Annotated in this window: 21 protein-coding genes; 9 read left to right on the forward strand and 12 right to left on the reverse strand. The window is 69.8% G+C overall.

Annotated features, from left to right (window positions below; genetic code table 11):
- Nucleotides 1-9 precede the first annotated feature (9 nt).
- Nucleotides 10-1,563 carry a long-chain-fatty-acid--CoA ligase gene (locus tag ABIB15_RS02485; protein ID WP_354474965.1) on the forward strand — a complete coding sequence of 518 codons (1,554 nt, stop codon included), beginning with the start codon at nucleotides 10-12 and terminating at the stop codon, nucleotides 1,561-1,563.
- Nucleotides 1,564-1,570: 7 nt separating this feature from the next.
- Here the strand turns inward: ABIB15_RS02485 and ABIB15_RS02490 are convergent, their stop codons facing one another.
- The 3 genes from ABIB15_RS02490 to ABIB15_RS02500 form a co-directional block, all read right to left on the reverse strand.
- A complete protein-coding gene (locus ABIB15_RS02490; protein ID WP_354474967.1) occupies nucleotides 1,571-2,653 on the reverse strand; it encodes a PP2C family protein-serine/threonine phosphatase in 1,083 nt (360 codons plus the stop codon).
- A gap of 65 nt (nucleotides 2,654-2,718) precedes the next feature.
- A complete protein-coding gene (locus ABIB15_RS02495) occupies nucleotides 2,719-3,204 on the reverse strand; it encodes a hypothetical protein (RefSeq protein WP_354474970.1) in 486 nt (161 codons plus the stop codon).
- Between the two features lie 71 nt (nucleotides 3,205-3,275).
- Nucleotides 3,276-5,204, reverse strand: a complete 1,929-nt coding sequence (locus ABIB15_RS02500; protein WP_354474973.1) for a propionyl-CoA synthetase — start codon at nucleotides 5,202-5,204, stop codon at nucleotides 3,276-3,278.
- Between the two features lie 130 nt (nucleotides 5,205-5,334).
- Between ABIB15_RS02500 and ABIB15_RS02505 the strand changes: the two genes are divergently transcribed.
- Genes ABIB15_RS02505 through ABIB15_RS02525 form a run of 5 tightly spaced genes read left to right on the forward strand, consistent with a single transcriptional unit; the run spans nucleotide 5,335 to nucleotide 10,461 of the window.
- Entirely contained in the window at nucleotides 5,335-5,991 is a 657-nt protein-coding gene (locus ABIB15_RS02505) for a GntR family transcriptional regulator (RefSeq protein WP_354474975.1), read from the forward strand.
- A gap of 43 nt (nucleotides 5,992-6,034) precedes the next feature.
- On the forward strand, nucleotides 6,035-7,552 hold the full coding sequence (locus tag ABIB15_RS02510; RefSeq protein WP_354474977.1) for an MmgE/PrpD family protein: 1,518 nt from the start codon (nucleotides 6,035-6,037) through the stop codon (nucleotides 7,550-7,552).
- Nucleotides 7,552-8,451: a methylisocitrate lyase gene (prpB, locus tag ABIB15_RS02515; RefSeq protein ID WP_354474979.1), complete on the forward strand. Its 900-nt coding sequence runs from the start codon at nucleotides 7,552-7,554 to the stop codon at nucleotides 8,449-8,451. Before ABIB15_RS02510 ends, prpB begins: the two co-directional genes overlap by 1 nt.
- A gap of 38 nt (nucleotides 8,452-8,489) precedes the next feature.
- The gene (locus ABIB15_RS02520; RefSeq protein WP_354474981.1) at nucleotides 8,490-9,602 is read left to right on the forward strand and encodes a bifunctional 2-methylcitrate synthase/citrate synthase; all 1,113 of its coding nucleotides are present in this window, start codon (nucleotides 8,490-8,492) and stop codon (nucleotides 9,600-9,602) included.
- Between the two features lie 31 nt (nucleotides 9,603-9,633).
- On the forward strand, nucleotides 9,634-10,461 hold the full coding sequence (locus ABIB15_RS02525) for an aldo/keto reductase (protein ID WP_354474983.1): 828 nt from the start codon (nucleotides 9,634-9,636) through the stop codon (nucleotides 10,459-10,461).
- 319 nt (nucleotides 10,462-10,780) lie between these two features.
- Here the strand turns inward: ABIB15_RS02525 and ABIB15_RS02530 are convergent, their stop codons facing one another.
- Nucleotides 10,781-11,530 carry an MBL fold metallo-hydrolase gene (locus ABIB15_RS02530; protein WP_354474984.1) on the reverse strand — a complete coding sequence of 250 codons (750 nt, stop codon included), beginning with the start codon at nucleotides 11,528-11,530 and terminating at the stop codon, nucleotides 10,781-10,783.
- A gap of 22 nt (nucleotides 11,531-11,552) precedes the next feature.
- On the opposite strand from ABIB15_RS02530, the gene ABIB15_RS02535 reads away from it, so the two are divergent.
- Both ABIB15_RS02535 and ABIB15_RS02540 read left to right on the forward strand, forming a co-directional pair.
- Nucleotides 11,553-13,469: a thioredoxin domain-containing protein gene (locus tag ABIB15_RS02535; RefSeq protein WP_354474986.1), complete on the forward strand. Its 1,917-nt coding sequence runs from the start codon at nucleotides 11,553-11,555 to the stop codon at nucleotides 13,467-13,469.
- A 9-nt stretch (nucleotides 13,470-13,478) separates the two neighbouring features.
- Nucleotides 13,479-13,892, forward strand: a complete 414-nt coding sequence (locus ABIB15_RS02540; RefSeq protein WP_354474988.1) for a VOC family protein — start codon at nucleotides 13,479-13,481, stop codon at nucleotides 13,890-13,892.
- Between the two features lie 13 nt (nucleotides 13,893-13,905).
- Here the strand turns inward: ABIB15_RS02540 and ABIB15_RS02545 are convergent, their stop codons facing one another.
- The 4 genes from ABIB15_RS02545 to ABIB15_RS02560 all read right to left on the reverse strand — a co-directional run bounded on the left by ABIB15_RS02545 (nucleotide 13,906) and on the right by ABIB15_RS02560 (nucleotide 18,316).
- Nucleotides 13,906-14,508 carry a hypothetical protein gene (locus tag ABIB15_RS02545; protein ID WP_354474990.1) on the reverse strand — a complete coding sequence of 201 codons (603 nt, stop codon included), beginning with the start codon at nucleotides 14,506-14,508 and terminating at the stop codon, nucleotides 13,906-13,908.
- 51 nt (nucleotides 14,509-14,559) lie between these two features.
- Nucleotides 14,560-15,078 (reverse strand): CoA-binding protein, encoded by a 519-nt coding sequence (locus ABIB15_RS02550; protein ID WP_354475135.1) that lies wholly within the window; start codon nucleotides 15,076-15,078, stop codon nucleotides 14,560-14,562.
- Between the two features lie 83 nt (nucleotides 15,079-15,161).
- Nucleotides 15,162-16,538 (reverse strand): O-acetylhomoserine aminocarboxypropyltransferase/cysteine synthase family protein, encoded by a 1,377-nt coding sequence (locus ABIB15_RS02555; RefSeq protein WP_354474992.1) that lies wholly within the window; start codon nucleotides 16,536-16,538, stop codon nucleotides 15,162-15,164.
- Nucleotides 16,539-16,723: 185 nt separating this feature from the next.
- The gene (locus ABIB15_RS02560; protein WP_354474994.1) at nucleotides 16,724-18,316 is read right to left on the reverse strand and encodes a dolichyl-phosphate-mannose--protein mannosyltransferase; all 1,593 of its coding nucleotides are present in this window, start codon (nucleotides 18,314-18,316) and stop codon (nucleotides 16,724-16,726) included.
- Between the two features lie 102 nt (nucleotides 18,317-18,418).
- On the opposite strand from ABIB15_RS02560, the gene rsmI reads away from it, so the two are divergent.
- Nucleotides 18,419-19,243, forward strand: a complete 825-nt coding sequence (rsmI, locus tag ABIB15_RS02565) for a 16S rRNA (cytidine(1402)-2'-O)-methyltransferase (protein WP_354474995.1) — start codon at nucleotides 18,419-18,421, stop codon at nucleotides 19,241-19,243.
- Nucleotides 19,244-19,388: 145 nt separating this feature from the next.
- On the opposite strand, the gene ABIB15_RS02570 is transcribed toward rsmI, so the two are convergent.
- The 4 genes from ABIB15_RS02570 to ABIB15_RS02585 are packed head-to-tail and all read right to left on the reverse strand — an operon-like array spanning nucleotide 19,389 to nucleotide 23,489.
- Nucleotides 19,389-19,661, reverse strand: coding sequence for an HPr family phosphocarrier protein (locus ABIB15_RS02570; RefSeq protein WP_354474996.1), 273 nt, complete (start codon nucleotides 19,659-19,661; stop codon nucleotides 19,389-19,391).
- A 35-nt stretch (nucleotides 19,662-19,696) separates the two neighbouring features.
- Nucleotides 19,697-21,703: a PTS fructose transporter subunit IIABC gene (locus ABIB15_RS02575; protein ID WP_354474997.1), complete on the reverse strand. Its 2,007-nt coding sequence runs from the start codon at nucleotides 21,701-21,703 to the stop codon at nucleotides 19,697-19,699.
- A gap of 29 nt (nucleotides 21,704-21,732) precedes the next feature.
- Nucleotides 21,733-22,704, reverse strand: coding sequence for a 1-phosphofructokinase family hexose kinase (locus ABIB15_RS02580; protein WP_354474999.1), 972 nt, complete (start codon nucleotides 22,702-22,704; stop codon nucleotides 21,733-21,735).
- On the reverse strand, nucleotides 22,701-23,489 hold the full coding sequence (locus ABIB15_RS02585; protein ID WP_354475001.1) for a DeoR/GlpR family DNA-binding transcription regulator: 789 nt from the start codon (nucleotides 23,487-23,489) through the stop codon (nucleotides 22,701-22,703). Before ABIB15_RS02585 ends, ABIB15_RS02580 begins: the two co-directional genes overlap by 4 nt.
- Nucleotides 23,490-23,678: the final 189 nt, after the last annotated feature.

Below are 23,678 nucleotides of genomic sequence, written 5' to 3' on the forward strand. Positions count from 1 at the left end.
TCAACACGCATGAGCACTGGATTCGCCACGATGTCCGTCGCCGCAATTCTCGCCGAGAGCGCCAGCCGGTTTCCGGAATCCGTCGCCGTCGTGGTCGGGCAGCAGGAGACGACCTACCGTGAACTCTGGCGCGAGGCGCGCGAGTACGCGGGGGCTCTGAAGGCACGCGGCATCGGTCCCGGCGACCGGGTCGCGGTGCTCATCCCCAACGTCGCCGACTTCCCGCGGGTCTACTACGCCGTGCTCGCGCTCGGCGGCATCGTCGTGCCGATCCACGCCCTCCTCAAGTCAGAGGAGATCGAGTACGTCCTGCGCGACAGCGGCGCGAAGCTCATCGTGTGCGCCGCGCCCCTCCTCGGCGAGGGGGCCAAGGGCGCCGCGCTCGCGGCCGTCGAGCTTGTGTCGGTGCTGATCCCGGATGACAAGGTCGCCGCCCTCCCGTTCGCGCGGCTCGAGGACGAGGCGCGCGGGGCCACCGCCGTCGAGACGTACGAACCACGGCATCCATTCGACACCGCGACGATCCTCTACACGAGCGGCACGACCGGCCGGCCCAAGGGCGCCGAGGGGTGCCACCTCGCCCTGGTCGAGCAGGTGAACGTGCTGCTGCTCAGCACCTTCGACCTGCGGCCGGAGGACCGGGTGCTCGGATGCCTGCCCCTGTTCCACACGTTCGGCCAGACCTGCGCGATGAACGCCACGTTCCGGGCCGGTGCCACGATCGTGATGGTGCCGCGATTCGACGGCGACACCGCGCTGGGCGTGATGATCGAGCAGAAGTGCACGATCTTCATGGGCGTGCCGACGATGTACATCGGCCTGCTCGACGCGGCATCCCGCAACCTCGAACGCCCCCCGCTGCGCTACGCCGTCTCGGGCGGCGCGGCGATCCCGGTCGCGATGATCGAGAAGTTCCGTGACGCGTTCGGCGCCGAGATCTTCGAGGGGTACGGCCTCACCGAGACCTCGCCCGTCGCGACGTTCAACCACGTCGGCCGGGTGCCGCGCCCCGGAACCGTCGGCCAGGCGCTGTGGGGGGTCGAGATCGGCATCGGCAACCCTGAGCTGCAGGAGTCGGTCGAGCTTTTGGCGACGGGCGAGCTCGGGGAGGTGCTCATCCGCGGGCACAACCTCATGAAGGGCTACCTCAACCGGCCGGAGGAGACAGCGAAGGCGATCGTCGACGGCTGGTTCCGCACCGGCGACCTCGGAACGCTTGACGAGGACGGCTACCTCACGATCGTCGACCGCACGAAGGACATGATCCTGCGCAACGGCTACAACGTGTACCCGCGGGAGGTCGAGGAGGTGCTCGCGCGGCATCCGGAAGTCGCGGGCAGCGCCGTCTTCGGGATCTCGCACGAGACCCACGGACAGGAGATCATGGCCGCGGTCATGCTCCGTCCGGGAGCCGTCGCGACCGGCCAGGATCTCATCGACTTCACCATGGAGCACATCGCGTCGTACAAGTACCCCAGGCACATCCAGATCGTCGACGCGCTGCCGCTCGGACCGAGTGGGAAGGTGCTCAAGCGCGAGCTGGTGGCGAAGTACGACAGCTGAGCGCGGGTCAGTCGCGCCGGAGCACGACGACGGTGACGTCGTCGTCGGCACCGGAGATCGCCATCGCGAGGAGCGAGTCGACGATGTCCTGGGCGTGCGGTGCGGAGCGCACGATCCGCTCGACCTCGTCGAGGCTGCCGAGGTCGCCGCCCCAGAGGTCGAGCACTCCGTCGCTCACCGAGACCAGGGTGTCGCCGGGCTCGAGCTCGACCGTGTGCTCGCGCCAGCCGACCTCGAGACCCATGCCCAGCGGCAGGCTCGTCGTCCGCAGCCGCTTCGCGCCGCCGGTCGCGCGCACCACGAGCGAGAGACCGTGGCCGGCGTCGACGTACCGGATGCTGCCGGAGTCGGCATCCAACCGCGCGTGGAACAGGGTCACGAAGGCTTCGGCCTGGTCCAGGTCGGATGCGAGCGCCGTGGCCGCGGCGACCACGGCGCGGCTCATGTCACTCTCGCCGGCCGCGGAACGCAGCACGGCGCGCACGGTCGCGGCGATGATCGCCGCTCCGATGCCCTTGCCCATTACATCGGCGAGAGAGAAGACGGCCCCGCCGTCGACGGCGTACCAGTCGAAGAAGTCGCCGCCGACTGCCCGTGCCGGAGCGCAGCCGCCGACGAGGTGGTAGCCGGGGAGACTGACGAGCTGCGCCGGGAGCAGCCCCCGCTGCACCTCCGCCGCCCGGCCGAGCTCGTTGTTCGCCGCCTGGCTCGTGCGCCAGCGGTCCGCGAGCTTCAGCACCGTCGCGACGAGCTGGGCGGACTTGACCGGCTTCGTCAAGAACTCGTCGGCCTCGCTGCGGAACGACTGCATCGCGTACTCGAGCGACACGTGGGCCGTCATGACGACGACAGGGAGTCCCGGATGCGCGCCGCGGAGCTGCGTGATGACCTCGAAGCCGGTCATGCCGGGCATCTCTATGTCGGTGACGACAACATCCGGGAGGAAGTCGGCGGCAACGCCCGCCACCTGCTGCGGATTGTTCACCACCAGCACGCGGCATCCGCCCCGCTTCTCGAGGACGATCCGCGTGTACTCGGCCACGTCCGGGTCGTCGTCGATGACCAGCACCCGATACGCGTCATCAATCACAGCGGCCCCCACCATTCGGGTTCCAGCTTAGGTGAAGCCGTGCTGGATCGAGCGAGACGTGCGGGTCAGGCTGACGAGTCCAGGGGCAGGTCGCGGGCCTCGGCCGCGCGAGTTCTGGGCCAGGCGATGCCGATGCTCGCGGCGGCGACCAGCCCGCTCCACAGCATCCAGGCGATGGAGCCGACCGCATCGATGACCGTCAACGACTGCACCTGCTCCCGCCCTCCGATGAAGCTCATCGCGGAGCCGGGAAGGGCGCCGAGCAGCACGAACAGCCCCGAGACGAGAACGCCGCAGACGAAGCCGGTCACAGGGATGCGGGGGAGGAGGGCGAGCACGGCCGCGATGAGCATGCCGTAGAGCGCGGCGAGGGGCACGAGGAAGTAGAAACCCGTGAGCAGTGAACGGGGCGCGGCGATCACCGCTTCGGCCAGCGAGAAGCCTTCACCGGCGACGAGCAGCTGCACGATGTTCACGCCCCACCCGCCGAGGAGCGATCCCACGGTCACGACGCTCGCATACACCAGGAGCCTTGCGGATCCGGTTCTCATGACGCCAGCTTGACACAGTCGCTCCCCGTTCAGGAGACGCGCCGTCGTCGCGGGGTGGCCGCGAAGTGCGGTCAGACCGCCGCCGCCACCGTCGCCGCGATGACGTCGATGGCCGCGGGGTCGTCGATCGTCGGAGGAACGACGTAGTCCTCGCCGTTCACGATCTGCCGCATGGTCTTGCGGAGGATCTTGCCCGACCGCGTCTTCGGCAGTGCCTGCACGACCACGGCGTCTCTGAAGGCGGCGACGGCGCCGATCTGCTCGCGCATCATCGCGACGAGCTCGGCGGCGAGCTGGTCGTCGGCGATCGTCACCCCGTGCTTGAGCACGACATAGCCGACCGGCTTCTGCCCCTTGATCTCGTCATGCACCCCGATGACGGCGCACTCCGCGACGGCCGGATGCTGCGAGAGCACCTGCTCCATCGATCCGGTCGACAGCCGGTGGCCGGCCACATTGATGATGTCGTCGGTGCGGCCCATCACGTAGAGGTAGCCCTCGCGGTCGAAGTAGCCCGAGTCACCGGTGAGGTAGTAGCCGGGAAACGCCGACAGGTAGGTAGCGACGTACCGGTCGTCGCCGTTCCACAGGGTCGCGAGGGTGCCGGGCGGCAACGGCAGCTTGATCACGATGTTGCCCTCGGCCAGGTGCGGCACGGGGGCGCCGTGTTCGTCGACGATCCCGACCTGGAACCCGGGCACCGGGAACGACGGGGAGCCCGCCCGCAGCGGCAGATTCTCCAGTCCGCGCGGGCTCGCGCAGATCGCCCACCCGGTCTCGGTCTGCCACCAGTGGTCGACGACGGGCTTCTCGAGCAGCGCCGTCGCCCAGGTCCAGGTGTCCGGGTCGAGGCGCTCGCCGGCCAGGAACAGCGCGTCGAGGCAGCCGAGGTCGTACTGCTCGGCGAGCGTGGCGTGCGGGTCGGCCTTGCGGATCGCGCGCAGCGCGGTCGGCGCGGTGAACAGCACCTTGACCCGGTGCTCAGAGACGACGCGCCAGAATGCGCCGGCATCCGGGGTGCCCACGGGCTTGCCCTCGTACAGCACGGTCGTGGCGCCCGCGATGAGCGGCCCGTAGACGATGTAGGAGTGGCCGACGACCCAGCCGACGTCGCTCGCCGTCCACATCACGTCGCCCGGGTGGATGTCGTAGATGTTCGCCATCGACCAGGCCATCGCGACCGCGTGCCCGCCGTTGTCGCGGACGACGCCCTTCGGTGCTCCGGTCGTGCCGGAGGTGTAGAGGATGTACAGCGGGTCCGTCGCCGCGACCCCGACGGGCGGATGCGGGGTGGCGAAGGGGGACCGCTCGTCCCAGTCCCACCACTGCGTTCCGGGGTAGCTGAACTCCGCGGCCGAGCCGGGCACCTCGGTGCGGTTCTTGACGATGACCGTGGTGACCGAGTGGCTGCTGAGGGCGAGAGCGTCGACGATCGTCGGGAGGTACTCGACGACGCGGCTCGGCTCGATGCCGCCGGATGCCGTGACGATGACCTTCGGCTGGGCGTCGTCGAGCCGGGCCGCGAGCTCCTTCGCGGCGAAGCCGCCGAAGACGACGGAGTGCACGGCGCCGAGCCTCGCGCAGGCGAGCATTGCGGTGACGGCCTGCGGCATCATCGGCATATAGATGACGACGCGGTCGCCCTTGACGACTCCGGCATCGGCGAGCACCCCGGCGAACCGCGCGACCTTGTCGAGCAGGGTCGCGTAGCTGTAGCTCTTCTTCTTGCCGACGACCGGGGAGTCGTAGATGAGAGCCGAGTTCTCGCCGCGGCCGGCGAGAACGTGCCGGTCGAGCGCGTTGAAGCACGTGTTCATGACGCCGTCGGGGAACCACCGGTAGAGCGGGGCGCCCGTATCGTCGAGTGCGACCGTCGGCGGGGTGTCCCAGTCGATTCCGCTCGCCGCGTCGAGCCAGAAGCTCTCCGGCTCGCGCTCGCTTCGGGCCACACTCTGCCGGTAGGCGCCGGACGGTGCCGGGCCACTGCTGCTGCTGTTCATCGAAATTCTCCCCGTCGAGACTCGTCGAATTTCCCTGTGTATACAGAAAGTTGCTAAAGTATGGCACATTCTGGTGATTCTGCCGATATGGTCGAAGGACTGTATACATTTGTCGCGGTTGGAGGTAAGCATGGCGGTGCCGGCACGAGCCAGTGATCGGGCCTACCTTGCCCTTCGCGGCGAGATCATCGACTGGGAGCTCCCGCCGGGCAGCATTCTGGGTGAGGTCGAGCAGGCGGCGCGGCTCGGGGTGTCCCGCACCCCGGTGCGCGAGGCCCTCGCCCGGCTCACCGCCGACGGACTCGTCGCGGCCCAGGCGGGCAGAGGGCTCGTCGTCACGGACATCTCGATCGACAACATCCGCGAACTCTTCGAGGTGCGCGAGGCGCTCGAGATGCAGGCGGCCCGACTGGCCGCCCGACGCGGTGACACCGCCGCGTTCGCGGCCCTCGAGGCCGAGTTTGTCGCGGTGCCCGACCTGCTCGAGCGCGACGATCCCGCCCGTCACGCCTATTACGGCCTCGTGCAGCGTTTCGATGAGGCGATGGATGACGCCGTCGCCAACACCTATCTCGTCGCCGCGCTGCGCAGCCTGCGCACCCATCTCGTGCGCGTGCGCCGGCTCGCGAAGGACAACCCGGCGCGGCTCTCGACCGCGGCCGCCGAGCACCTCCTCATCGTGCGGGCGGTGGTCGCCGGCGACGCCGACCTCGCCGCCAACGCCACCCACGTGCACCTTCACCACGCCCTCGCGAGCGCACTCGCGTCGACCGAGCCGGCTCCCTGACACACGCACGACCCGCCCCGCGTCTCCACCGAAAGGAACCACCGTGCAGCTCCACCACCTTCGAGTCCACCGCAGCGATGAGAATCTCGCCCGGGAGGGCCAGCTCGCCTGGAAGATCGCCGAGGTCGCCGTCGACCCGGTCGAGGTCACGCAGGAGGTGACCGAGATGGTCATCAACCGTTTCATCGACAACGCTGCCGTCGCGACGGCCTCGCTCGCACGCGGCCCCGTGGTGGCCGCACGCAGCCAGGCTGCGGCGCACCCGGTGTCGACCGGAGGAGCGGGATCGAGCGTCTTCGGACTCGCCGAACGCCACAGCCCCGAGTGGGCGGCCTGGGCCAACGGTGTCGCCGTGCGCGAGCTCGACTATCACGACACCTTCCTCGCGGCCGAGTACTCGCACCCCGGAGACAACATCCCGCCGATCCTCGCGGTCGCCCAGCACCTCGGCTGCGACGGACAGGCGCTCGTGCGGGGCGTCGTCACCGGCTACGAGATCCAGGTCGACCTCGTCAGGGCGATCAGCCTGCACAAGCACAAGATCGACCACGTCGCGCACCTCGGCCCGAGCGCCGCGGCGGGAATCGGCACCATGCTCGGCCTGCCCACCGAGACGATCTTCCAGGCCATCGGCCAGGCGCTGCACACGACGACCGCCACGCGCCAGTCGCGCAAGGGCGAGATCTCCAGTTGGAAGGCGCACGCCCCGGCCTTCGCCGGAAAGATGGCCGTCGAGGCCGTCGACCGGGCGATGCGCGGCCAGACGAGCCCGACCCCGATCTACGAGGGCGAGGACGGCGTGATCGCCTGGCTCCTCGACGGTCCGGATGCCGCCTACGAGGTGCCACTGCCGGCGCGCGGGGAGTCCAAGGCCGGCATTCTCGACACGTACACCAAGGAGCACTCGGCCGAGTATCAGGCCCAGGCGCTCATCGACCTGGCCCGCCGCTTCCACGAGAACCACCCGGAGCTGCGCGACGGGCGCCGCGTCGACGCCGTCGTGATCCACACCTCGCACCACACCCACAACGTCATCGGCTCCGGCGCGAACGATCCTCAGAAGTACGACCCGACCGCAAGCCGCGAGACCCTCGACCACTCGATCCCGTACATCTTCACCGTCGCACTGCAGGACGGCGAGTGGCACCACGAGCGCTCCTACGCCCCCGAGCGCGCGGGACGCCCGGACACCGTGGCGCTCTGGCAGCGGGTGACGACCGCGGAGGATGCCGAGTGGACGCGCCGCTACCACTCCACCGACCCGGCCGAGAAGGCCTTCGGCGGGCGGGTCGAGATCACCCTCGACGACGGCACCCGCATCGTCGACGAGATCGCCGTCGCCGACGCGCATCCGCTCGGCGCCCGCCCGTTCGGCCGGGAGCAGTACCTGACCAAGTTCCGCACCCTCGCCGACGGCGTGCTCGAGCAGGCCGAGACCGAGCGGTTCCTCGAGCTCGTGCAGCGGCTGCCGCAGCTGACCCCGGCCGAACTCGGCGGGCTCAGCCTGATGCCGCGCGCCGGCCTGTTCGACCACATCGCCACCCCGAAGGGACTCTTCTGATGCTCTACGCCACCACGACCGCCGCCGCCAAGCGCGCCGCCTTCCGCGAGCGCCTCGCGACGGGGGAGCTGCTGAGCCTTCCCGGCGCGTTCAACCCGCTGAGCGCCCGACTCATTCAGGACAAGGGCTTCGACGGCGTCTACATCTCCGGCGCGGTGATCAGCGCCGATCTCGGCCTGCCCGACATCGGCCTCACCACCCTCACCGAGGTTGCCACCCGCGCGAGCCAGATCGCCCGCATGACCGACCTGCCGGCAATCGTCGATGCCGACACCGGATTCGGCGAACCGATGAACGTCGCCCGCACGGTGCAGGAGCTGGAGGATGCCGGCGTCGCCGGCCTGCACATCGAGGACCAGATCAACCCGAAGCGGTGCGGCCACCTCGACGGCAAGGCCGTCGTCGACGAGGCAACCGCGATCAAGCGCATCCGCGCCGCCGTCTCCGGGCGTCGCGACCCGAACCTGCTCATCATGGCGCGCACCGACATTCGCGCGATCGACGGTCTCGCCGCCGCGACCGACCGGGCGAAGGCCCTGGTGGATGCCGGTGCCGACGCGATCTTCCCCGAGGCGATGGCCGACCTTGCCGAGTTCGAGGCGATGCGGGCCGCTGTGGACGTGCCGATCCTCGCCAACATGACCGAGTTCGGCAAAAGCGAGCTGTTCACCACCCGCCAGCTCGCCGATATCGGGGTCAACATCGTGATCTACCCCGTCTCGCTGCTGAGGATCGCGATGGGTGCCGCGGAGCGCGGACTCGACGTTCTCCGCAGCGAGGGCACCCTCGAGCCGGTCGTCGCCGAAATGCAACACCGCGCGAGGCTCTACGAACTGCTTGACTACGAGGGCTACAACGCGTTCGACTCGAGCGTGTTCAATTTCACGGTCGCGCGATGACCTCGCCGACCGCAGCTGCGCCGCAAAGGAGCGAAACGATGCCTGACCCCGAAATCCGCAAGGGCCTGAACGGTGTGGTCGTCGACTACACCGCCGTCTCCAAGGTCAATCCCGACACCAACTCCCTTCTCTATCGGGGCTACCCCGTGCAGGAGCTCGCGGCATCCTGCATCTTCGAGGAGGTCGCCTACCTGCTCTGGCATGGCGAGCTCCCGACGCCGGACCAGCTGCTCGAGTTCGAGACCCTGGAGCGGTCGATGCGGCACCTCGACCACGCCGTCAAGCGCGTGATCGACGAGCTGCCGCTCACCTGCCACCCGATGGATGTCGTGCGCACCGCCGTCAGCGTGATCGGCGCGCGCGACCCGCGTGCCGAGGACTCCTCGCCGGAGGAGAACCTGGCCAAGTCGATCCGCCTTATGGCGGCGCTTCCCGCGATCATCGCGTACGACCAGCGCCGCCGCCGCGACCTGCACCTCGTCGAGCCGCGTGATGACCTCGCCTACTCGGCGAATTTCCTGCACATGACCTTCGGGGAGGTGCCGGAGCTCGCCGTGGTCAGCGCCTTCGACGTGTCGATGATCCTCTACGCGGAGCACTCCTTCAACGCCTCGACCTTCGCCGCGCGCGTGATCACCTCGACACTGTCCGACCTGTACTCGGCGGTGACCGGTGCGATCGGAGCACTCAAGGGGGCGCTGCACGGCGGCGCGAACGAGGCCGTGATGCACGTCTTCGACGAGATCGGCTCGGCAGACCGGGCCGAGGGGTGGCTGGACACCGCGCTCGCCGAGAAGCGCAAGATCATGGGATTCGGGCACCGGGTCTACAAGAACGGCGATTCCCGAGTGCCCACGATGAAGGCCGCGCTCGCCACCCTCATCGAGGCCTACGACCGGCCCGATCTCGCCGAGCTCTATGACCGGCTCGAGGCCGCGATGGGTGCGCGCAAGGCGATCAAGCCGAACCTCGACTACCCGAGCGGGCCCGCGTATCACCTGATGGGTTTCGACACCGCAATGTTCACGCCCCTGTTCGTGGCGAGCCGCGTCACCGGGTGGACCGCCCACATCATGGAGCAGGCGGCATCCAACGCCCTGATTCGCCCGCTGAGCCTCTACAACGGGCCGGAGGAACGCCACATCGGCTGACGAGGTGCCCGCGGCGTGAAAGCATTGGGTCATGACAGTTCCCACGCTCACGCTCAACGACGGCAATGAAATCCCCCAGCTCGGCTTCGGCGTCTTCCTCGTCGAACCAGCCGACACCGAGCGGATCGTCCTCGACGCGCTCGAGATCGGCTACCGCCACATCGACACCGCCGCGATCTACCGCAACGAGGAGGGCGTCGGGCGCGCGATCGCGGCATCCGGCATCCCGCGTGACGAGCTCTTCATCACGACCAAGCTGTGGAACGCCGACCAGGGCACGGGGTCGGCGCACAAAGCCATCGACGTGAGCCTCGACAAGCTCGGCCTCGAGCAGGTCGATCTCTATCTCATCCACTGGCCCACACCGAAGCGGGACCTGTACGTCGAGAGCTGGAAGGCGCTCGAGCAGATCAAGGCCGCGGGCAAGACCAAGTCGATCGGCGTGAGCAACTTCCTCGTCGAGCACCTCGAGAGGGTGGAGGCGGCGAGCGACACCATCCCCGCGGTCAACCAGATCGAGCTTCACCCGTACCACCAGCGTCTCGCCGAGACCTCGTACGGCCATGATCACGGCATCGTCACTGAAGCATGGGCCCCCCTCGGCCAGGGCAAGTACCCGCTGTTCGAGCTGCCCGAGATCACCTCGGCGGCAGCGGCTCACGATCGCACGCCCGCCCAGATCGTGCTGCGCTGGCACATCCAGCAGCGCCACGTGATCTTCCCCAAGTCGAACAGCCGCGAGCGGATCGCCGAGAACTTCGACCTGTTCGACTTCGAGCTCACGCCCGAGGAGCAGTCCGCGATCGGTGGCCTCGAGCGCGGCGGCCGTGTCGGCGGCGACCCCAACGAGGTGAACTAGCCCCCGGGCGGCAGCCGCTCCTGCGGGGAGCGCCCGGTGCGATCCGCCGACAACCGACCGGCGATGGGGTGTGCTGCTCGGCGGGGTACGGTCCCCGCCGAGCGGAGCTCGCTGGCGTTCGAGCCTGTCGCCAAAGTCGGAACCGTCCGCCCCGGCATCCGCGACCCGCCCGCCGGTGCCGGGTTGTCGGACGTTGGAGGCGGCATGTCCGGGCGACCCGCGACGGACTCCGACTTTGACGACAAGGTCACCCCGGGGGCGAGGGGCTGAGCGACGCGGCTGGGTGGTGCGGGGGCCGGATGCTGCGTGCGAGGCGAGCTCAGAGCTCGACGCGCTCTCCGCGCGGGGTGCCGACGAGCAGTCCGGTGCCTTCGAAGGCGGACTCCAGGTCGTCGCGGTTCTCGGTGAAGTGCTCCCAGTCGTCGGTGTGAAGGCCGACGATGCGGGAGGCGCCGAGCAGGCGTGCCGCGGCGACGGCCTCCGTGGAGGTGAGGGTCAGGGGAGCAGCGATGCCGGGTACCCTCGCGGCCCCGGCCGACAGCAGTGCGATGTCGATATGGGGGAAGCGTTCGGCGATCTGCTGCACAAGGGGCAGCGAGGCGTTATCGCCGCTCACGTAGACGGTCGGTTCGCCCGGCGCCTCGAGCACGAATCCCACGACCGGGCCGACCCGCGCCTCGGAGCCGGGCGGGCCGTGCAGGGCCGGCACCACCGTGACCGTCACCGGCCCGGCCTCGTACGACTCCCAATCGTCGAAGCCGATGACGCTGCCGCCCCACAGGTCGCCGCCCGCCCTCATGGTGCTCAGCGTCACCGGGCCCTGGGCGATGAGCTCGAGTCCCTCCCAGTCGAGGTTGTCCTTGTGCCCGTGATGGGAGAGCAGCACGACGTCGACGGGCCAGACGGCAGCGCGGGACACGGCCGGCCCCCGAGTCTTCACGAGCGTCGTCGACCCCGGTTCGGAGTAGCGTTGCGGCTCATCGAAGGTGGGGTCGGTCACGAACCGCAGCCCCGCGTATTCGAGGAGCACGGTCGGTCCGCCGATGAATGTGATGGCTGTCGTAGACACAGCCCGAGCCTACGCTGGAGTCATGGTCAATTCTCTGGTCAACGCCGTGAGTCCGTACCTCCGATCGCACGCCGACAACCCGGTGGACTGGCGCGAGTGGGGGCCGGAGGCGTTCGCCGAGGCCGCCAGGCGCGACGTTCCCGTGATGGTGTCGATCGGGTACTCCACCTGCCACTGGTGCCACGTGATGGCGCGCGAGAGCTTCAGCGACCCCGAGATCGCGAGCCACCTCAACGAGAACCTCGTCGCGATCAAGGTGGACCGAGAGGAGTATCCCGACGTCGACTCCAGCTACCTCGCTGCGGCCGGCGCGTTCACCGGCCAGCTCGGCTGGCCGCTCAACGTCTTCGTGACCCCGACGGGCAAGGCCTTCTACGCCGGAACGTACTGGCCGCCGCGGCCGGCCCACGGGCATCCGGCATTCCGCCAGGTTCTCGACGCCGTGATCGATGCGTGGCGGAACCGCCGCGACGAGGTCGAATCGAACGCGTCGATGATCGCCGCGACCCTCGCCGAGCAGTCCGTTCCGCTGGCCGGCAACCTGCCGACGCCCGACGCGTGGGCGGGCGTCGTCCGCGAGCTCGTCGAGTACGAGGACACCCAGTTCGGCGGCTTCGGCGGCGCGCCCAAGTTCCCCGTCGCGCCCGTTCTCGCGTTCCTCCTCGACCGCGATTCGGCCGACGCCCCGGAGAGTGCGGATGCCGCCGCGCTCGCCTTCCGAGCCCTCACAGCCATGGCCGCATCGGCACTGCGCGACCGCGTCGAGGGCGGCTTCTTCCGCTACTCGACCATGCGCGACTGGACCGACCCGCACTACGAGCGCATGCTCTACGACAACGCCGTGCTGCTCGGCACCTACTCCCGGATGCCGGGCGGCCTGCCGATTGCCGAGGGCATCGCGGGGTTCCTCGGCTCGGTGATGCGGATCGAGGGCGGCGGGTTCGCTTCGGCCCAGGACAGCGAGAGCACCGTCGACGGCGAGCGTGTCGAGGGCGGCTACTACCGGCTGGACGCCGCCGGGCGCGCCGGGCAGACGCCGCCGGCGCTCGACGCCAAGGTGCTCACGGGCTGGAACGGGCTCGCGATCGAGGCGCTCGCCGACGCCGGCACCCGGCACAACCGCGCCGACTGGGTCGCGCTCGCCCGCAGCGCCGCGGACTACCTGATCGAGCGCCACATCCGCGACGACGGAACCCTCGTGCGGGCCTCGATCGGCGATCGGATCTCTCAAGCCAAAGCAACCCTCGAGGACTACGGCATGTTCGCCTCCGCCCTCCTGCGGCTCGCGGTCGCGACGGGCGAGGTGTCCTATGCGATTGTGGCGCGCGACCTCGTTGACGCGTCGATGAGCTCGGATGCCGCGGCGGGGCTCGGTGTGGACGACCTCGGCGCGCACGACCGGGCCGCCGCCGATCTCGCGATCGTCTTTCACGTGCCCGGCGGCGCCGACCCGGTGCTCGAGGCGCAGGGGCTCACCCTCGCGGTCGACCCGTCCGAGGGCGCCTACCCCTCCGGCCTCAGCGCGATGGCCTCCGCCGCGCACACGCTGCACCTGCTGACCGCCGACGAGCGGTATCTGCGCGCGGCGAACGCGGCGATGGAGCTGTTCGCGCCCCTCGCCGTGCCGCGCCCGATCTCGTTCGGGGCGTCGCTGGGCGTCATGACGCGCCTGCAGGCGCCCGGCACGCAGTTGGTCGTCGTGCGGGGGACGGATGCCGCACCGATCGAGTCCATCGCCAGGAGCTGGGACCGGGCCGGCGGAATCGTCGCGATCGTGACGACCGAGCAAGCCGGCGCCTTCGCCGCGGCCGGATTCGAGCTGTTCGACGGACGGGTCGCTCGCGACGGGCAGGCCACCGCGTACCTGTGCCGGGACTTCGTCTGCCGCCTCCCGGTGGTCGAGGCGGCCGAGCTCGAACGCCAGCTGGCCGACGCGTAGCCTTCTCCCATGGGAACACCGCCGAGAATCAGGCAGCTGCGCATCGTCGTGGAGGCCGAAGACTACGACGAGGCTGTCGCCTTCTACCGCGACGTGCTCGGGCTCGACGAGGAGGCGGCGATCGCCGGCGCAGGGGGAGCCCTCGTGACGATCCTCGAGGCCGGCCGCGCCACCCTCGAGATCGCGAACCCGGCCCAGAAACGCCTCATCGACGAGGTGGAGGTCGGCCGTCAGGTCGCCCCGCGCATCCGCATCGCGTTCGAGGTGGATGACACGGCCACCCGCACCGCCGAGCTCGTCGAGGCGGGGGCCGAACTCGTCGCCGAGCCGACGGTGACCCCCTGGCGCTCACTCAACTCCCGGCTCAACGCGCCGGCGGGGCTCCAGATCACCCTGTTCCAGGAGCTCGACGCGGAAAACTAGCGATCCGGGCAGGTCACGGTGCGGCGGTCGCCTCGCGCGCGTCCACCCGGGCGGGAGCCCGAGTCACCGCGAGGGCGAGCAGGGCGAACCCCGCGGCGAGAAGCCCCATCGCCGCGGTTCCGACCGGGAAGTAGATGTGTCCCGGGTAGACCAGGTACGCGCCGACGGCGGCGAGCACGAGGCCGGGAACGGCCGCCAGGCGCGCCTGCAGGAACGCCGCGATGCCCGCGACGACGACGCCGGCGATGAGCGCCCAGACGCCGATTCTCGCGAGAACGCGGGCGATCGCGTAGACGGGACCGGTCGCATCCGCCTCTCCGCCGAGCGCGAGGGCGCCGGCGGCCACCCCGGCGAGGATGTCGAGAGCGGTGTAGAGGGTCGCGAAGCCGTAGCCGCCGAGCGCCGCGATCCAGCCGAGCCGGCGATTGACGCGCCGGGCAATCAGCCACGGTGCGAGGCCGATGAGCGGGAACACGAATATGAGCGCGATGTGCACGTTCCGCCAGTACAGCGCGGTATCGACGGTGAGGCGCATCGGGTGAGTGAGACCGACGAGCGCGCAGGCGAGCGCGGGCGCGGTCACGCCGAGGAGCAGGAGCAGGCGGGATCGGGGCATCCACCGATGCTATCCGCGCTTCGCTGGGGTTTCGGACGAAGCCCGCCCGGGTCAGCGGACCGTCTTGCGCGAGGTGATCACGCCGGTGTCGAACCCGAGCAGGTGCAGCCCGCCGTGGAAGCGCGCGTGCTCGACCTTGATGCAGCGGTCCATCACGACTGTGAGACCCTGGCTCTCGCCGTAGACCGCGGCATCCTCGTTCCAGATGCCCAGCTGCACCCAGACGGTCTTCGCGCCGATCGCGAGAGCGTCGTCGATCACCGACGGAATGTCGCTCGCCTTGCGGAACACGTCGACGATATCGGGCACCTCTGGCAGCGAGGCGAGGTCGGGGTAGGCCGTGTGGCCGAGGATGGTGTCGGCGTTGGGGTTCACGAAGTAGACCCGATAGTCGCTCGACTGCAGCAGGTAGGTGCCGACGAAGTAGCTCGAGCGCGCCGGGTTCGGCGAGGCGCCGACGATCGCGATCGACTTGGCACGCCGCAGGATCGCCAGGCGCTCCTTCGCGTTCGGGCCGACCCAGCTGCGCTGGGACTTCAGCAGCTTCGCGAGCGGGCTGTTCGCCGGCATCGAGCAGGTGAGGCCGTTGACGAGCTGCGTCGTGACGACGTCCTCGCCGGCCCCGCCTGTCGAAACCGAGTCTGTCGAAACCATCACTTGCCCTTCGTGGCGATCGTGAGCGCCTGGTCAAGGTCGTAAACAATGTCGTCGGGATCTTCTATTCCCACGCTGATGCGCACGAGCCCCGGGGCGACGCCGCCGTCGATGAGCTGCTGCTCCGTGAGCTGAGCGTGGGTCGTCGACGCGGGATGGATGACGAGGGTCTTCGCGTCGCCGATATTCGCGAGGTGGCTTGCGAGGTTGACCGACTCGATGAATCTCTGGCCGACCTCGCGGCCGCCGTGGACCCCGAAGCTGAAGACGCTCCCGGCGCCCTTGGGCAGGTACTTGTTCGCGCGGGCGTGGTGCGGATGCGCCGGGAGGCCCGCCCAGTTCACGAACTCGATGCGCGGGTCGGCGTCGAGCCACTCGGCGACGATTCTCGCGTTGTCGACGTGCGCCTGGATCCGGAACGGCAGGGTCTCGACACCCTGCGCGAGCAGGAATGCGGAGTGCGGGGCGAGCGACGGCCCGATGTCGCGCAGCTGCTCCGCGCGGAGCCTCGTGAGGAACGCGTACTCGCCGAAGTTGCCCTGCCAGTTGAGCCCGCCGTAGCTCGGCACCGGCTGGTCGAAGAGGGGGAAGTGCTCGTTGGCCCAGTTGAATCGGCCGCTCTCGACGACGACGCCGCCGAGGGTCGTGCCGTGCCCGCCGAGGAACTTGGTGGCGGAGTGCACGACCACGTCGGCGCCCCACTCGATCGGACGGTTGAGGTACGGCGTCGCGATCGTCGAGTCGATGATGAGCGGGATGTTGCGGGCGTGAGCGACGTCGGCGAGGCCCTCGATGTCGGCGATGTCGCCGGAGGGATTCGCGACGGTCTCGGCGAAGACGAGCTTGGTCCTGTCGGTGATCGCGGCGGCGTAGTCCTCAGGGTCGGCCCCGTGCACGAAGGTCGTCTCGACGCCGAAGCGGCGCAGGGTGACGTCGAGCTGGGTGATCGAGCCGCCGTAGAGGTTCGCCGAGGCGACGATGTGGTCGCCAGCGCCGGCGAGGGCGGCGAAGGTGATGAACTGTGCCGAGAGGCCGGATGCCGTGGCGACGGCACCGAGGCCCCCCTCGAGGCTCGCGACGCGCTCTTCGAACGCTGCGACCGTGGGGTTGCTCACCCGCGAGTAGATGTTGCCGTACTTCTGCAGGGCGAAGCGGGCGGCGGCATCCGCGGTGTCGTCGAACACGAACGCGGAGGTCTGGTAGATCGGCAGGGCGCGGCTGCCGGTGACGGCGTCGGGGATGTTGCCGGCGTGGATCGCGCGGGTTCTGAAGCCCCACTCGCGGTCGGCCGTACCGCGCTCGGTGTCGGTGTCGGTCGCGCTGACCGCCGCGCCGTCGATCGTGCTGTCTGTCGTGCTGCTGCCGCTATCTGCCATGCGGCAACGCTACCGGAGCGGGGCGGAGCGCCCGGCCGTCGGGCGTAACGCAAGGTAGCCTGCGGCGCGCGTCGCGGACGTGGCTGTCGTTCGCGCGGTCGTTGTTCACTCGCGCTAGTGCGATATCGACCGCGGGACTGAACAACGACAGCGTCAGCGTGCGCGAGGGCCCGGCCGGGCCGGGTTCAGCGCCAGCCCGGCAGCCAGTAGTGCAGTTGCTGGTACACGCCGGAGACCTGGACGCCCACCCAGGCCGAGAGGAAGAACGCGCTCGTCGCCACGACCAGGCCGAGCGCGACGGTGACGGCGACCTGCGCCTGGGTGTGCCTGGAGTCCGCGGGCGCCGGACCCGCGGCATCCGCTCGCCCGCCGAGCAGGAGTCCGATGACGTACACCAGCGCGAGGATCAGGTATGGGAGGAACACGATTGTGTAGAACTGGAACACGGTGCGCTCGGTGTAGAGCAGCCAGGGCAGGTAGCCGGCGGCGACACCGGTGAGGATCAGCCCGACCCGCCAGTCCGGCCAGCGGATCTGGCGGTAGACGAGGTAGACGATCGCGGCGACGCCGAGCCACCAGAGAATCGGGTTCGCGATCGAGGAGATGAACTCGGCGCAGGTGGTGTGGTCGCACCCGTTCTCGCCCGCTGCGCTGCCGCGGTAGTAGAACGCGGTCGGCCGCAGCATGAGCAGCCAGCCGAGCGGGTTGGCCTGGTAGGCATGCGGGGTGTCTTGGCCGAGGTTCGTCGAGTAGATCGACACCTGGTAGTGCCAGAAGCTCTGCAGCGCCTGCGGCAGCCACGAGACGGTGTCGTTCTGGCTCGCCCAGTCGCGGTAGTAGCCGCCGGTCGTGGCGAACCAGCCGGTCCAGGTCGCGAGGTAGGCGAGGGCGGCGACCGGCACCGTCAGGAGGAAGCTCGCCGGAGCCTGGCGGAACACGGTGGAGCTGGCCCAGAACGCGATTCCGGCGCGCCGGCGGGCGAGTGCGTCGACGACGAGGGTGTACACGGCGAAGACGGCGAGGAAGTAGATGCCGCTCCACTTCACCGCCGAGGCGAGTCCGAACATCAGGCCGGCGGTCACCAGCCACGGCCGCCACCAGAGGCTCGGGCCCCAGTCGGTGGACCTGGCGGCATCCGTCCGCGCGGCGACCCACCTCGCAAGGCGCTCGGCGCTCTGCCGGCGGTCGAGCAGCACCGCGCCGAAGCCGAGCAGCGTGAAGAGCATCAGTGAGTTGTCGAGGAGCGCCGTGCGCGACATCACGATCGCGAGTCCGTCAATCGCGAGGAGCCCACCGGCGAGGGTCGCGAGGGCCGACGACCTGAAAAGTGCGAAGGCCACCGCGCAGAGCAGCGCGACGGCGAGCACGCCGACGATCGCGGTGCTGATGCGCCAACCGACCGGGTCCTCCGCACCGAAGGCCTGGAGGCCGAGCGCGATGATCCATTTGCCGAGCGGCGGATGCGCGATGTACGCGGCCTCGGACGTGAAGACATCGACGCTGCCGGCGGTGAAGAGTGCGTCGGCGTCCTCGGGCCACTGGCCCTCGTAGCCGAGGGTCAGCATCGTATAGGCGTCCTTGACGTAGTAGGTCTCGTCGAAGACGAGCTCCCGCGGGCTCCCCAGGTTCACGAGCCGGAGCACCGCCGCGAGCAGCGTCACCCCGATCGGGCCGGCCCACATCCAGAAGCGCCGCCGGGCGCCGAACCAGTCAGTGACGCGCGCGGCGGCCCGACCGGTGCCGCTCGCCACGGCGTCGAGGTCGGAGGGGCGCGTCACAGGGCAATGCTAATCGTGAGCGGATTGCCACCGGGGCGGCCCGAGCAGCGCGGCGCCCGGCGCGCAACGTCCAGCATCCGCGCCCGGTGCGAGAATGGGCGGGTGATCATCCTCGCGGCGACGCCCATCGGCAATCTCGGGGATGCCTCCCGTCGGCTCATCGAGGCGCTCACGAACACCGACGTGATCGCGTCCGAGGACACGCGCGTGACGATCCACCTCATGCGCGCGCTGGGCATCGAGAACCGGCCGCGGCTGATCGCACTGCACGAGCACAACGAGCAGGCGAAGGCCGCCGAGATCGTCGAGCTGGCGCGCGAGGCGGATGTGCTCGTGCTGACGGATGCCGGGATGCCCGCGATCTCCGACCCCGGCTTTCCCCTCGTCGCGGCGGCCGCCGCCGCAGGGGTCACGGTTACCGCGCTGCCGGGGCCGTCAGCCGTGATCACTGCGCTGGCGCTGTCGGGGCTGCCGACCGACCGGTTCAGCTTCGAGGGTTTCGTGCCGCGCAAGGGCCGGCTCGGCGCGCTGCACCTGCTCGCCCGCGAGGAGCGCACGATGGTGTTCTTCGAGTCGCCGCACCGGCTGGCGGAGGCCCTCGCCGACATGGCCCGCGCGTTCGGCGACGATCGGCGGCTGGCCGTCTGCCGGGAGCTGACGAAGCTGTTCGAGGAGGTCAAGCGTGGCACCGCGGCGGAGCTGGCGGCCTGGGCGTCATCCGGGGTCAAGGGCGAGATCTGCATCGTGGTGCAGGGGGCGCCGCCGCGCGAGGCCGACCTGGGGTCGGGCGTCACGCAGGTGCTCGCGCTCGTCGCATCCGGATCCCGCCTCAAAGACGCCTCGACCGAGGTGGCCGAGGCCACGGGACTCGGCCGTCGCGACCTGTACGAGGGCGCTCTCGCCGCGAAGGCCGCCCCGCCGGCCTGAGCCGCCGGGCTTTCATTATTCAGGAGTTGACGGCCAGAAAGCAGGGGTTTCTGGCCGGGAACGCAGTGACGGGGCCGGAGTTCCGGTGATGTGTCTGTCACCGTGCCGCTCCGGCCCCGCCCAACTCCTGAATAATGAAAGCGGGCTACTCGACCGCGTCGAGGTCCGTCTCGAGCAGAGCGACGAGCTCGGCGAGTGCCGCCTCGGCACCGTCGCCCTCGGCCGCGAGGGTCACGACGTCGCCGTGGGCGGCGCCGAGGCTCATGATCGAGAGGATGCTCGCGGCGTTCATCGGCGCGCTGCCGTCCTTGCTGATCGTGACGGTCACCGACTGCGTGTTGACTGCGGCGATGAACAGTCCGGCGGGACGGGCGTGCAGCCCGACGCTGCTGGCGATGGTGGCGTTGCGTTCGACCATGGTGGTCTCCTTCTGGTTGGGGGTTCTCGGGAGGGTCAGACGGCGACGGGAACCCGGGCGGGCTCGACGGCGGCGACCGGGGTCTTCGTCGTCCAGCGCTTCAGGGCGATCACGGTGAGGGCCGAGATGACCATGCCCACGAGGATGGCGACCACGAACATCGCCAGGTTGCCGATCGCGAAGAAGACGAACAGGCCTCCGTGCGGCGCCTGCGAGGTGACGTCGGCGGCCATGATGATCGCTCCCGTGGTTGCTCCGCCGAGGATGCCGGCAGGGATGACGCGCAGCGGGTCCGCCGCGGCGAACGGGATGGCGCCCTCGGAGATGAACGCGGCACCGAGCAGCCAGGCGGCCTTGCCGTTCTCGCGTTCGATCGGGCTGAACAGCTTGCGGTCGAGCACGGTGGCCAGGGCCATCGCGAGCGGCGGCACCATTCCCGCGGCCATGACCGCGGCCATGATGTTCCAGGGTGCCTGGTTGTCGATCGACCCTGCGGCGAGGCCGGCGACGGCGAAGGCGTAGGCGACCTTGTTGACCGGACCGCCGAGGTCGAGGCACATCATGGTGCCGAGAATCACGCCGAGGAGGATCGCCGAGACGCCGGTGAGGCTCGACAGCCAGTCGTTGAGGCCGCCCATGAGCGTCGCGATCGGTCCGCCGAGCAGAACGATCATCAGGCCGGATGCGCCAATCGAAGCGAACAGCGGGATGATCACAACGGGCATGAGGCTGCGCAGCCAGCGCGGAACGTCGATGCGTCCGATCCAGTAGGCGATGGCACCGGCGAGCAGGCCGCCGACGAGGCCGCCGATGAAGCCGGCGTTCATGAGCAGCGCCACGGCGCCGGCGACGAACCCGGGTGCGATCCCGGGCCTGTCGGCGATGGCGTAGGCGATGTAGCCGGCGAGGGCGGGAACGAGGAAGCCCATCGACGCTGCACCGATCATGAAGAACACGGCGCCGAAGTAGGCGGCGACTCCGCCATCGGGCAGGTTCCAGAGAGTGTTGTTGACGATGATGTCGGCGGCGTTGACGGTGATGTCATAGCCACCGAGCAGGAAGCCCAGCGCAATGAGCAGTCCGCCGCCGGCGACGAACGGGATCATGTAGCTGACGCCCGTGAGCAGCCAGCGCTTGAGCTTCAGGCCGACGTGCTCGTCCGCGCCTCCGCCTGCGCTCGTGGCCGCCTGGCCGGTGTCGGCCACGCGTGCCGCGTTGGGGTTCGATGCTGCGGCGATCGCCTCGGCGATCATCGTGTCGGGGGCGTCGATGCCGCGCTTGACCGGCGACTGGACGACGGGCTTGCCCGCGAACCGTCCCTTGTCGCGCACATCGACGTCGACCGCGAAGATGACGGCGGATGCCGCGGCGATGAGCGCGGGGTCGAGCTGCTTGGCGCCGGACGAGCCCTGCGTCTCCACGTGCAGGGTGACGTCGGCGCGGTCGGCTGCGGCGACGAGGGCGTCGGCGGCCATATACGTGTGTGCGATCCCGGTCGGGCAGGCCGTCACGGCGACGAGCACCGGGCGGTCCGCGCGTGCGGACGGGGCTGCGGAGGCGGCCGCCGGGGCAGCGGCCGGGGTGGCGGGCCCGTCGGCGACTGCCTCGTCGACGAGGCGCACGATGTCTTCCGGCGCCTTCGCCGAGCGGAGGGCGGCGACGAACTCGGGCTTGATGAGCGAGCGCGCGAGCTTCGACAGCAGCGTGAGGTGGGCCTGGTCAGCGCCATCCGGTGCGGCGATTAAGAAGATCAGGTCGGCCGGGCCGTCAGGGGCGCCGAAGTCGACCCCGGGCGCGGGGCGTGCCATCGCGAGGGTCGGCTCGGTCACGGCCGACGAGCGGCAGTGAGGGATGGCGATGCCGCCGGGGATTCCGGTGTCGGTCTGGGACTCGCGTTTCCACGCGTCGGCGAACAGCGCCTCGACGTCGGTCGCGCGGCCCGATTCGACGACGCGGCTGGCGAGGTACCGGATGACGCCGGCGCGGTCGGTGCCGAGGTCGGCATCCAGGCTCACGAGCCCGGGTGTGATGAGTGACGACAATGTGTTCTCCTGACTAATTTCTCTGGGGTTCAGTGATCTGCGGTGATCGGGGTGAGGACTTCGACCAGCGCTGTCTCGGGGTGGGTCTGGTCGACGGATGGCATGGTGCTTCCCGAAAGTGAGGCGGCGGCGGTGCCGTGGGCGACCGCCTGGGCGAGGCGAAGCCGCGGCGAATCGCCGCGACGGTCGGCGAGCAGGTATCCCGCGAGCGAGGAGTCGCCGGCGCCGACGGTGCTGCGCACCTCGATCGGAGGCATCCGCGCGAACCACCCGCCGTCCTCGGTCGCGAGCACGGCTCCCCTGCCGCCGAGGGTGGCGAGAACGGCGCGGCATCCGCGGGCGAGGAGCAGCCGTGCGGCGGCGAATGCCTGCAGCGGGTCTGCCTCGAGGCTGTCCTCATCGCCGTAGCCGGTGAGCTCGGCGAGCTCCTCGGCGTTGGGTTTCACGAGGTCGACGCCCACCCCGGAGTCGAGGAGGGCGGCGAACGGGGCGCCGGAGGAGTCGATCGCGATGCGGGGGGTGCTTCCGTTGCCGGCGGCACGCACCGCGCGGACAACCCGCGCGTAGAAGTCGACCGGGAGCCCGGGCGGCAGGGATCCGGCGAGGACGAGCCACTCGGCCTTGCGCGACTGGGACACCACGACGTCGATGAGGGCCGCCTCGTCCGCCGCCGTGAGCGTCGGGCCGGGCTCGTTGATCTTCGTCGTCGTGCCGTCAGGCTCGGTCAGCGTGATGTTCGAGCGGATGCGCTCCGCGATGCCGAAGCTCACGGCGGGGATCCGCTCGCCACGCAGCGCGACGAGCATGGGGTCGGAGGCGTCTCCCGGAAGCACGGCGATCGTGTCGATGCCCGAGGCGATGAGCGCCCGCGAGACGTTCACGCCCTTGCCGCCGGGCTGCTCGCGGGTGGCCGAGGCGCGCTGCACGTCGCCGCGGGCGAGCCTGCCGGTCAGCTCGATCGTGCGGTCGAGGCTCGGGTTGGCGGTGAGGGTGACGATCATGCGACCATCACCTCCACTCCGGCGTCGTCGAGCGCGGCGGACAGGTCGGGTGCGGGGGAGTCGTTCGTGATGAGCATGTCGAGGTCGGCGAGGCCGGCGAACCGGACGAGCGTCTCCTCGCCGAGCTTCGTGGCGTCGACGAGCGCGACCGCTCGCCGGGCGCCCAGGGTGAAAGCGGTCTTCACGGCTGACTCCTCTTCGTCGGGGGTGCTCAGCCCGAATTCGGCGTGCACCCCGTTGGCGCCGATGAAGGCGATGTCCGGGCGCAGGCGGGCGAGCTGCGCGATGGTCGTCGATCCGACGGCGGCACTGGTGATGCCGCGGAGGCGTCCGCCGAGCAGGTTGACCTCGATGTCGGGGTTCTCGGCGACGGTGAGGGCGATGCGCACCGAGTTGGTGATGACGACGAGCGACTGGTGCGGGGCCTCCGGAGACCAGCGCGCGATGTGCTCGGCGAGCCGGCCCGTCGTGGTGCCGGCGTCGATCGCGATCGCGCCGCTGAAGGATGCCGGGATGAGGGTCATGGCCGCTACGGCGATGCGCTCCTTGGCGTCGGCATTGCGGCTCAGTCGCGACGGGACGCTCTCCTCGAGTCGGCTGGTCAGGGAGGCGGCGACGGCGCCGCCGTGGACGCGGCGGAGCACTCCGCGCGTCTCGAGCTGGGCGAGGTCGCGGCGCACGGTCTCGCTCGTCACGTCGAACTCGCGGGCCAGATCGACGACGGCGACGCGTCCCGTCGCGGTCACGAGCCGTTCGACACGGTCCTGTCGCTCTTCTGCGTACACCTGTTGTCCCCTTCGACTTCAGGAAGCGCGTGCGGTGCGCTTTCTGTGTTTATGTGACATTAGCGATTGAAACCAACCAAAGCAACACATTCACACAAAAAACAACAAACAGATTGTGGCTCTGCTTTCATCATTCAGGAGTTGGGGCGGCCGGTCGACTCGGCGGCCCTTTCATAATTCAGGAGGGGA

Origin of the sequence: Marisediminicola sp. UYEF4, from assembly GCF_040546025.1 — a bacterium.
Taxonomy (GTDB): Bacteria; Actinomycetota; Actinomycetes; order Actinomycetales; family Microbacteriaceae; genus Marisediminicola.